Genomic DNA, 10,001 nt, shown 5'->3' with positions numbered 1-10,001 from the left:
CGCAATCCGGACCACTTCAAGATCGCCGTCTACTTCCACTGCGGTGGTCTCAACCTACATCCGGCTGCGCTGACCCACACGAAAGTCGGATGAACCCAAAAAGATAAAGGAGACACAACATGAGAAAGCCATTGCTGCTCTTGCTGGCGGCGCTCGCCGCCATGATCGGTACCGCCTTTGCCCAGGACAACTGGCCCACCAAACCGATCAAGCTGATCGCCCCGTTCGCGCCCGCGTCCACGCCCGATACCCTGGCGCGGATACTCGCAGAGGGCCTGCGAAAACGGCTTGGCCAGCCGGTCGTGGTGGAGAACAAGGCCGGCGGCGCCGGCATGATCGGCACGGACGCGGTCGCCAAGGCGGCGCCGGATGGCTACACGATCGGGGTAAGCGCAGTCGGGCCGCTGGCTAACAATGCGCTGCTTTACAAGAAGATGCCTTACAACCCCGAGCGCGACCTGATCCCTGTCACTGTCGCGGTCAACCAGCCCAGCTTGCTGGTGGTCCGCAGCGATCTGCCGGCAACCAACCTGAGCGAGCTGATTGCCGACCTCAAGAAGCGGCCGGGCAAAGGCAACTACGCCTCCATCGGCAACGGTTCGCTCTCGCACCTCACCATGGAACTGGTGGCGACGCGCAGCGGCACCCAGATTGTCCACGTGCCTTATGCCGGATCCAGCCAGGCGGTCATGGCGGTGGTGTCCGGCGAGGTCGACATGGCCTGCCTGCCGGCGCTCGCGGTGAAGCCGTTCATCCAGTCGGGCAAGCTACGCGCGCTTGGCGTGACCACCGCAAGGCGGTCCGCTTTGTTGCCATCGATTCCCACACTGCGCGAACAGGGCCTCACCGATGTGGATGCGGGCGCCTGGATCGGGGTGGTGGCGCCGGCCGGCACGCCCGGGGCCATCGTCGACCGGCTCTATCGCGAGATCGGCGCGGTGCTGAAGGACCCTGCCACGGAGAAATTGCTGGCGCAGCAGATGATGGAAGTCGTCGGCACCTCGCCGCAGGCGTTCGCTGCGCTGCTGCGGGATGAGCGCGCGCGGTGGAAGCCCGTCATCGTTGCCAACGGGATTCACCTCGATTAGTGCTGGATCTGCGTCGTCTCGCGCCCCTGTCTGGGAGGTGCTTGGGGGAGAGGGCGGGCGCTTGTTAGGCCGTTGTCCATCGCAGGCGCCCGGAATGCTCGCCGTCGAAGAGGGATTCAGCATCTACAAGATCTGGAACTACGTGCGGATGAGGTGACGCATGGAAGATGAAAAATTGCGCCGGCCCATTCCAGGGCCAGCAGGAATCCCCTGTTACCTCTATTTCTCAGGGCCTTCGGCCCGGCCGTAGTTCTCCCCCCCGGTCAGTCACGCATTGCCGGCATGGCGTTGCCCGTCAGCAGTACCGCCGCTTGTTCGCCATACGTGACCACGTAACCGCCGTTGGACGCTTGCCATGCCTGGGCGCCTTGCCGGTCGGCGAACCAGAGTTGCTGGTAGTCGCCGAAATGTCCGAGGTCGAGGCGGTAGCGGTCCAGTACCCTGGCGGGCCGCCCGTCGATGTCGCGTTTGCATGCGGACCAGCTGGTGTAGCCCAGTTCGGCCGCCAGCAGTTGCAGGCAGTGCTTGAGCTGCAGGGTGTGGCGCAGCCGGTAGAGTTCCGCGATGCTGTGCGTGCGTACCTGCGCGCGGTGGATGCGCCGGATTACCGGTAGCGCCTGCATGGCTTGTTCGGCGTGGAGCTGGCGCAGCAGCCTGCGTGCATGGCGGCGCAGGAAGTCGCTATTGGGAAGGCGGGTTGGCGTGTTGAGCGTTGTGAGCCACATGTCATGTCCTTTGCAATGCCGTTTCCCGCGGCGGCAAAAAAGGTCAACGGTGTGGTTCTTGCAACGAACTGGCGGTGCCGGGCTGGATCGCTCGGCGCCGTGCGGTACGGGCAGGCAGGTGCGCTGGCTTTTGCGGGAGCGGGCGCCCTGCCGGCGCCCGGACCAGATTATATGCCAACGGCGGGTGCGCTTGGCAAGCGTTGCCGGTTTCAGGCTGCGCGTTCCCTTTGGCCGGATACCAGGCTGCTAGGCTGCCTGCGCCTCGAACTCGGCCGTTAGTCCGAGTTCCTCCACCAGCCGCGCCGCCAGCGCTGCCGCCTGGTTGCGCACGTCGATGATGGTGCCGGACTCCCACAGCGCCCCGCGCAGTGGAGCGCCCAGTGCGCTCAGGCCAGGAACCGTGCGTCCGCCCCGGTCGAACACATTGCCTTGCGCATCGCCGTCCAGGCCGGAGCCGGCTGCGGCGGGGCGCACCAGGCCGCGTGCCAGCAGGCTGCGCACCAGCGGCCGGGTGTTGCCGGCGTGCCAGCCGTATTCCGCCCCGGTGCAGTTGATGGCTGCGTCCACCGTGGCAGGGGCTGGTAGTTCGCGGGAGAGGTGCAGAGCCACCCGGACGTGTTTCTCCGCTTTGCCTGTGGGGCCGCATTGCCAACCGTTGGCGTCATTCGCTTCATTCCTGCTGCCCACGGCTTCGAGCGCGGTGACGCGGGCGGCGTGCACATGCAGGCGGCCCTGCGTGCGCACCGCCTCGAAGACTGCGTGCGTGGGCGGTGCCGCGCGATGCAGCAGGTTGTCCCAGAAGGGGCGCACATGGCGCAGGAAGCGTTGGCGCTCCGGCACGCTGGCGGCTGCCCACAGCGGGCCGATGTAGGTGCGCAGCGCGGGCGGCACGCTTTGCCAGTCGAGGCCCTGGGCGGCCAGCTTGTCGCGTTGCCGGCGCACCCGTCGCACCACGTCGCGGGCGGTGGGTGCGGCCAGAGCCTCGGGCCCGGCGGCGGCGAGGAAATCGTCGCAGGGGCCGGCGTTGTGGCGCAGCCAGGGCACCAGCGCGCGCCGCGAGAACGCGTGGTAGGTGCCGGTGAAGCCGAGCCGTTCCAGCGTGGCAACCACGTCGAGCATGGTCAGGCTGGTGCCGATCAGGGCAATTTCGCGTGCGCTTGCGAGCCGGGCCAGTGCATCGGGTTGCCAGGGATCCGGGATGTAGCGGCCGACGGTTTCCAGTGTGTCGTCTTGTGCCAGCGCTGGCTGTGCCTGCTGCACGCCGGTGGCCAGCACGATGTGGTCGGCTTCCCATGCGCGGCCGTCGGCGCTGCGCACGCGGTGCGGCACGCCGATGGTCACGTCGGTGATCTCCGTGCGCACATGTTCCAGCGTGGCGCGTCCGGCGGCGCTGTCCAGTGCGCGCGCCAGGGTGTCTTGCAGGTAGTCGCCGTAGACGCTGCGCGGGGCGAAGGCGTTGTCGGCCTCGGCGGCGCCGGCATGCCCGTGGCGCACCAGCCACTGCGAGAAATCCTCCAGCGCCTCGGGGTAGAGGCTGAAGTTCAGCGCTGGCCCGTTCAGGTAGTGCGCCGAGTCCTGCGTGCTGTAGGCCAGGCCGCGCCCCGGTTCGGCGCGCGGCTCGAACAGGTGGATGGCAAGAGGGGCGCTGCTGTCGCGCAGCAGGCGGATGGCGGTCAGGGTGCCGGCCATGCCGCCGCCTACGATGGCGATGCGGCGCGGCTGGGAATGGGGTCGGGTCATGATGGCCTCAGGCGTGGGTGCAAGACGGGCTGGTTGCCGCGGCACTTGTTGTCGTTTCGGCCGCCGCACGCAGGGCGTGCGCGCCGGCGCCGACCAGGATCGCGTCGTTTTGCGGTGTGTGGATGCGGCTGCAGAGCACGTTGCGGTAGTGGCGCTCAAGCGGGTTGCCGCGCGACAGGGCGGGGTTGCCGGCGTGCCTGAGCGCGAGCTCGACGGCGGCGATGGCGTTGTCGGTCACGTTGAGCTTGAGCAGGTTGCTGTCGGTGGCGCTGGCCGGCGCGCCGGCATCGGCATCCGCGCTGAAGCGCTCCAGCAGGAAGCGGTTGGCCAGCAGCCAGCCGTCGATGCGGCCCACCGCCTCCTGGAAGCGCGGCAGGGTGGCCAGCGGCGCGCCCAGGCTGCCGGGGGCGCGCAGGTTGAGCCAGGCCACGAACCAGTCGCGGGCGCTGCGCGCCACGGCGTCATAGAGCGTGCCGAGCAGGGTCGACGTCCACACGGCCCAGGCCGGGTCGTAGCGCTCCGCCCACGCCGCGGGCAGGCGCAGGTCGACCGCGTAGGCGGCGGGCAGCGGCGTGTTGTCGAAGACCACGTCGTGGCTGCCGGTGGCGCGCATGCCGAGGTGGTCCCAGGTGGGCACCACGGTGATGCCGGGCGCGTCGCGCGGCACCAGGAACACGCCAGTGCGCGGGACCGGCTCATCGGTGCGCCCCCACACGGCCAGCCAGCTCAGGGCTGGGATGCCGGTGGCGTAGATCTTGTGGCCGGACAGCAGCCAGCCGTCGCCGCGGCGGCGCGCCACCGTGGCCGGCAGGCCGCCGCGCGCGGGAGACCCCAGCTCGGGCTCCACGCGCAGCGAGTTGATCAGCGCGCCTTGTTCCACCGCGCTGCGCTGCACCTGCTCCCGCACCGCCGCCGGCCATTGCGTGTCTTGGGCCAGGTTGCGGTGGCCAAGGATCTGCATCACCAGCACCAGCGCGGTGGACGGATCTGCGGCGGCAACGTGATGGACGATGCGGCGGGCCTCGGCTAGTCCCGCCCCGGCACCGCCAAGCGCGCGCGGCACGGTGAGGGCGAGCAGGCCAAGCTGGTGGAGCTCGGCGATGTTCTCGAAGGCGAAGGTGCCATCGCGGTCATGGGCGGCGGCGCGCGCGGCGAAGCGCCCGGACAATGCGCGCAGTGCTTCGTCGCAGGGGAGGACGGGCGCTGCGCGAGCCGCGTCGGGCGGTGGCGGGGCCGAGGCCGGACCTGCTGACGCAAAGCCGCTCTCGCGATGCCACTCGGAAATCCGCTGCCGGCTGGTGGTGCCGGCGGACTGCAGACTCATGGTTGCTCCTGTCGTGTGCTGTTTTGTCTTTGGCTTTGGGTGGCGGGTGCTTAATGGCAAATCAGCCCGCTTTCCACCAGCATCATGTTGAAAGCGGCGTCGCCGGCAGCTGCGTCGCGCAGCCGCGCAAGGCGCCCGTCGCGCTGCCAGCGCGCCAGCCATTGCGCCAGGTAGCGGGCGGATTGCACGTCAGGCTGGCGCAGCGTCAGCGCTGCGCCCTCGCCGTCGAGCACCAGCGGCGCCGCGGTAAAGAAACGCCATTCAGGCAAGCGCATCACGCGCGCGATCAGCGCGGCGTCTTCCGCTACCGCCGCGCACTCGCCGCGGCGAAACGCCAGCAGCGCCTGCAGCGGCGAGGGATAGCTGCGCAGCGCGGCGCCGGCGCGGGCCAGGGCGGGTTGAAAAGGGCTGCCCGCGCTCACGCAGGCCGTCTTGCCGTTGAGGGCATCGAGCCGGCTGACCGGCGTGTAGCGCAGCGTCAGCAAGGTGCCGCGCGGCGTGCGCGGTGCCGGCACGGCGGCTGCGCGCGGATGTCCGGTGTCCTGCGGCGCGCCGAAGGCAAGGTCGATATCGGCTTGGGCGTTGTTGCCAAATCCCGCTGCCGGCAGATGGCGTAGCCTCACCGGCACGCCCATGGCGCGGCCGAGTTCGGCGGCTAGTGCGGCCTCGCCCGGGTCGGGCTCCGCTATCAGGGGCCGGCCCGGTGGCGTGGGACGGGGATAGGCGTGCACACCCACCACCAGCTCGCCGCGCGCCTGGGCCTGCAGGAGCAGAGGGCCAGGCTCGGCCGGTTGCGCTTGCCAGGGCGCGCCCGTGAACAGCCAGAGCGGCACGGCGATTACGCTAGCGGCCAGCCCAATGGCGGCCGCCGCGCGACGCGCAGCCGGCGCGGTGCGGGGCAAGGCGCTGCCTGGATTGCCTGGGGCCACCGGATGCGGCCCCAGCCACCATGTGCCATTCAGATGCCAGAGTTCATCGGGCATGGCTTACCATCCCTGGCCCAGCCCCAGCAGGCCCAGGATCTCGCGGCGCAGCCGGATCAGCTCGGGATCGTCGCGGTGACGCGGGTAATCGCGATCGATCTTGATTTCCGCCGTGATGCGGGCAGGGCGCTCGCTGAACACGATCACGCGCGTGGCCAGCAGCAGCGCTTCCTCCACGTCGTGCGTGACCAGCAGCGCGGTAAAGCGCGAGCGCTGCCATAGCGAGACCAGCTCGCCCTGCATGCTCAGGCGCGTGAGGGAGTCGAGCTTGCCCAGCGGTTCGTCGAGGATCAGCAAGCGCGGCTCGTTGACCAGCGCGCGCGCCAGCGCGGCGCGTTGCGCCATGCCGCCGGACAACTGGCGCGGATAGGCCCGCGCGAACTCGGTCAGGCCGACGCGCGCCAGCGCATCGTCCACCCGCTCGCGCTGGCTGCTGAGCAAGCCGCGCGCCTCCAGGCCAAGCGCGGCGTTGTCCCATACGGTGCGCCACGGGTACAGCGTGGGGTCCTGGAACACCACCACCCGGCTGGGGTCGGGCCCGCCGATCGGCACGCCATCCACCGCCAGCGTGCCGCGCCGTGGCGGCTCCAGCCCGGCCACCAGCCGCAGCAGGGTGGACTTGCCGCAGCCGCTGGGGCCGAGCAGGGCCACGAACTCGCCCGGCTCGGCCGTCAGGCTGACGCGGCTGAGCACTGGCAGCACCTGGTCGCGCAGCGTGAAATGGTGGCTCACCTGGTCGATCGCCAGGCGCACGCCGTTGCTGGCGGCGGCCCGGTCGGTGGCGGCTTGCGCCGGCTGGGCCTGGGCGGGTTTGTCGAGCACGGCGCTTACCATTTGACCACTCCTTTTTGCCATGCCAGCAGGCGATCCCGCGAGCGGAACAGCAGTGTGATGAGCCCCGAGAAGAGGATCGCCATGACCAGCAGCGCGCCGTACATGCTGGCGTAGGCGGCCCAGCCCTGGGCCCACTGCAGGTACCACCCCAGCCCGGACTTGACGCCAAGCATCTCGGCCACCACCAGCACCGAGAACGACGCGCCAAGGCCCATGAACAAGCCGACGAACACGCTCGGCAGCGCCGCGGGCACCGCCACCTTGAGCACCAGGAACCGCTCCTTGGCACCGAGCGTGCGCGCCACGTCGTAGTACGCCGGGTCGACCGCCGCCACACCGGACCAGGTCAGCACCGTGACGGGGAACCACGTGGCCAGCGCCACCAGGAAGGTGGCGGCGCTGGCGCTGCTGGGAAAGGCGAAGAACACGATCGGCAGCCAGGCCGTGGCCGGCAGCGGCCCCAGCAGGCGCAGCACCGGATGGACCCAGTAGCCCGCGCGGGTCGACCAGCCGATGGACACGCCAGTCAGGAAGCCCGCCAGCGCGCCAAGCAGGTAGCCGGTGGCCAGCAGTCGCAGCGAATGTGCCACCGCCTCTGCCAGCCGCGCATGGTCCTCGACAAAGACTTCGACAAGCGCCTGCGGTGGCGCGAAGAAAGGGCGCGGCAGCAGCCCGAGCTTGGCGGTCACCACTTCCCAGATAAACGTCAGCACTGCCAGCACCAGCAGCCATGGCCCCGCGCGGCGCAACGAGGCGCCAATGCCGCCCAGCCGGTGCTGCACGAACGCCAGCACCAGCAGCACGGCGGCAATGCCCGCGAACAGCGAGGCGGTCTCATGGGTCAGCGGCCAGTCCTCCGGCTCCGGCCAGAACTTGACGATGGCCGCCACGCTCAGCCAGGCCGCCGCGGCCAGCGCGCCACCCAGCCAGACGCGCGGCACGGCGGGTGCGGGCGCGGCCAGGAAATCATCCTGCCCATCATGTACGCCATGCGCGCCGCGTTGTCCTTCAGCCGAGAACGTTGGCATAGATGCGCTCCGCGAACTTGTTGGAATCGGTGCCCGGCCGGATGACCGACACCAGCTTGAGCTCGTCGGTGTATTGCGCCAGTTCCTTCTTCAGGTCCGCGCCGACCGGATGATGGCCGTGGGTATGGCTCTTGAGCATGGCCACCACATCGGCCTGCGGCACCTTGGCGAACTCGGCAAAATGCCGGGCGGTTTCCTCCGGGTGGGCTACCGTCCAGTCCTGCGCCTGCAGCACCGCATGCGTGAGCGCGGCGGCCGCCGGCTTGTCCTCGCGCAGCAGGCTGCCGCGAATGCCCAGCACGCAGCAGGAGCGGTTGGCGTATTCATCGGACAGGTTGGTGGCCACCTCGACCAGGCCACGCTCCTTGCGCAGCAGGTAGGTGCGCGGATCGCCATCGGCGGCGGCCTGGGCCTCGCCCTTTTCCAGTGCAATGCCGAGCAGGTCCGCCGGGTATTGGCGCCACTGCACGTCGCGCACCGGGTCGATGCCGCGCTTGGCCAGCAGGATGGAGAAGAAGTTCTTGGCCGGGCTGGCCATGTCGCTGACCGCGACCGTCTTGCCCTTGAGGCTCTTCAGGTCGGTCACGCCGGAGTTGCGCAGGGTGAGCAGCCGCATGCAGCCGCCGTGGGTGGCGGCGGTCAGCTTCACATCGAAGCCTTGCTCGAGCGGCTTGAGCCAGCGCAGCGCCATGCCCACGCCCGCGTCCGCCTTCTTGGTGGCGATGGCTTCCAGCAACTGGTCGGTGGAGCCGCCGAAGTTGATCAGCTCCACCTCCAGCCCATGATTGCGGAAGATGCCTTCCTTCACGGCCGCGGCGACCGGCGCCAGGCACACGCCGCTGGCGTTCCAGGCCAGCTTGATCGGCTTGAGCTGCCCCGCGGCGCTAGCCCGGGACGTCCAGATAAAGGGCGCGACGCCACTGGCCACGGCCAGCGTGCCGGCTGCCTGGAGCCAGCCGCGGCGGCTCAGGGTGCCGGTGCTGCGCGGGGTGTCCGCGGAGACGGGAAGATGGTCGGCGGGCGGCTGCTCTGGCTCTTGATGCATGACACTCCTCGTTGGGCTGCTGTAGGTCTTGGATGTCCGGCATGCCCGATGTGGTGGGATGTGGACGATATGCACCATGCTAAGAACAGGTTCACTGCAACAGAACGAATTTGTTGGCACAAGCTTGCACGTCCAGCGACTAATGCGGCCGCTGCATATGCTTGTGCCCGCACGGTGGCGGATGGCCCGCTGGGTTAAGATCGCCGCTTTGTGCTCCGGTCAGATCAATGCAAGCGCAGGCAGTCTCCGCCCCAAGGCGGGTGGATATCGTGGTGTACCCCGGCTTCAAGGCCATGGAGGCGATCGGCCCGCTGACGGTGTTCGACTACGCCAATGTGCGGCTGGCCCAGCTCGGGCAGCCGCCAGCCTATGTCACGCGGGTGGTGGCGCTGGAGGCTGGCCCGGTGCGCTCGGACACGCTGATGACGCTGGAGGCCACGGCTCGGCTCGATACGGTGCTGCTGCCCGATATCGCAGTGATCGTCGGCGCGCGCGACATCGAGCGGGCCATGGGGGAGGCGCAAGGCATCGTGCCGTGGGCGCGCGCGGTGGCGCCACGCATCGGGCGGCTGATTGCGCTGTGTTCGGGCACCTTCTTCCTGGCGGCGGCGGGCGTGCTGGACGGGCGCCGCGCCACCACGCACTGGAGCGTGGCCACGCTGCTGCGCCAGCGCTTTCCGGCCGTGGAGGTGGATGCGGATGCCATCTTTATCCGCCAGGGCAACCTGTGGACGTCCGCCGGGGTGACCGCGGGCATTGACCTGGCGCTGGCCGTGGTGGAGGAGGATCTCGGGCGGGAACTGGCCCTATACCTGGCGCGTGAGCTGGTGGTCTACCTCAAGCGCCCAGGGGGGCAATCGCAGTACAGCCTGCACCTGGCCAGCCAGGCGACCAGCCATGCCGGCATTCGCGGGGTGCAGGACTGGATCCTGTCCGACCTGGCGCACGATTTCACGCTGGAGGAAATGGCGGGGCGGGTGGCGATGAGCGAGCGCAATTTCCGGCGGGTGTTTGCGCGGGAGGCGGGTACCAGCCCGATGGCGTTTATCGAGTCGGCACGCATAGAAGGGGCGCGGCGGCTGCTTGAGCAGGGAGAACTGCCGCTCAAGGCCGTTGCGGCGCGCACAGGCTTCGGTTCGGACGAAGGGCTGCGGCGCGCGTTCCTGCGCCAGTTGGGCATCACGCCCCGTGAATACCGCGAGCGTTTTGGGGCCGCGCAGGCATAAAGCGAGCG

9 protein-coding genes are annotated in these 10,001 nt (G+C 69.4%); 2 read left to right on the top strand and 7 right to left on the bottom strand.

What is annotated here, in order from left to right:
• Positions 1-119: 119 nt before the first annotated feature.
• On the top strand, positions 120-1,088 hold the full coding sequence (locus ACYP5B_RS02735; RefSeq protein WP_318234840.1) for a Bug family tripartite tricarboxylate transporter substrate binding protein: 969 nt from the start codon (positions 120-122) through the stop codon (positions 1,086-1,088).
• A gap of 263 nt (positions 1,089-1,351) precedes the next feature.
• Here ACYP5B_RS02735 and ACYP5B_RS02730 read toward each other — a convergent pair whose 3' ends face one another.
• The 7 genes from ACYP5B_RS02730 to ACYP5B_RS02700 form a co-directional block, all read right to left on the bottom strand.
• Entirely contained in the window at positions 1,352-1,813 is a 462-nt protein-coding gene (locus ACYP5B_RS02730; protein WP_318234841.1) for a hypothetical protein, read from the bottom strand.
• A gap of 246 nt (positions 1,814-2,059) precedes the next feature.
• Positions 2,060-3,553, bottom strand: coding sequence for an FAD/NAD(P)-binding protein (locus ACYP5B_RS02725; protein ID WP_459568461.1), 1,494 nt, complete (start codon positions 3,551-3,553; stop codon positions 2,060-2,062).
• 7 nt (positions 3,554-3,560) lie between these two features.
• Positions 3,561-4,877, bottom strand: coding sequence for an acyl-CoA dehydrogenase family protein (locus ACYP5B_RS02720; protein WP_459568460.1), 1,317 nt, complete (start codon positions 4,875-4,877; stop codon positions 3,561-3,563).
• Positions 4,878-4,927: 50 nt separating this feature from the next.
• Positions 4,928-5,860 carry a substrate-binding periplasmic protein gene (locus tag ACYP5B_RS02715; RefSeq protein ID WP_459568459.1) on the bottom strand — a complete coding sequence of 311 codons (933 nt, stop codon included), beginning with the start codon at positions 5,858-5,860 and terminating at the stop codon, positions 4,928-4,930.
• Positions 5,861-5,863: 3 nt separating this feature from the next.
• A complete protein-coding gene (locus ACYP5B_RS02710; RefSeq protein WP_400093469.1) occupies positions 5,864-6,694 on the bottom strand; it encodes an ABC transporter ATP-binding protein in 831 nt (276 codons plus the stop codon).
• Positions 6,688-7,722 (bottom strand): ABC transporter permease, encoded by a 1,035-nt coding sequence (locus tag ACYP5B_RS02705; RefSeq protein WP_318234846.1) that lies wholly within the window; start codon positions 7,720-7,722, stop codon positions 6,688-6,690. Before ACYP5B_RS02705 ends, ACYP5B_RS02710 begins: the two co-directional genes overlap by 7 nt.
• Positions 7,703-8,767, bottom strand: coding sequence for an ABC transporter substrate-binding protein (locus ACYP5B_RS02700; RefSeq protein WP_400093466.1), 1,065 nt, complete (start codon positions 8,765-8,767; stop codon positions 7,703-7,705). The genes ACYP5B_RS02705 and ACYP5B_RS02700 overlap by 20 nt, the downstream gene beginning before the upstream one ends.
• Positions 8,768-8,994: 227 nt before the next feature.
• On the opposite strand from ACYP5B_RS02700, the gene ACYP5B_RS02695 reads away from it, so the two are divergent.
• The gene (locus tag ACYP5B_RS02695) at positions 8,995-9,993 is read left to right on the top strand and encodes a GlxA family transcriptional regulator (protein WP_400093464.1); all 999 of its coding nucleotides are present in this window, start codon (positions 8,995-8,997) and stop codon (positions 9,991-9,993) included.
• Positions 9,994-10,001: the final 8 nt, after the last annotated feature.

The organism is Cupriavidus sp. 8B (assembly GCF_054589115.1).
The sequence above is the reverse complement of the archived record's forward strand: the minus strand, read 5'-3'. Positions and strand labels throughout refer to the sequence as shown.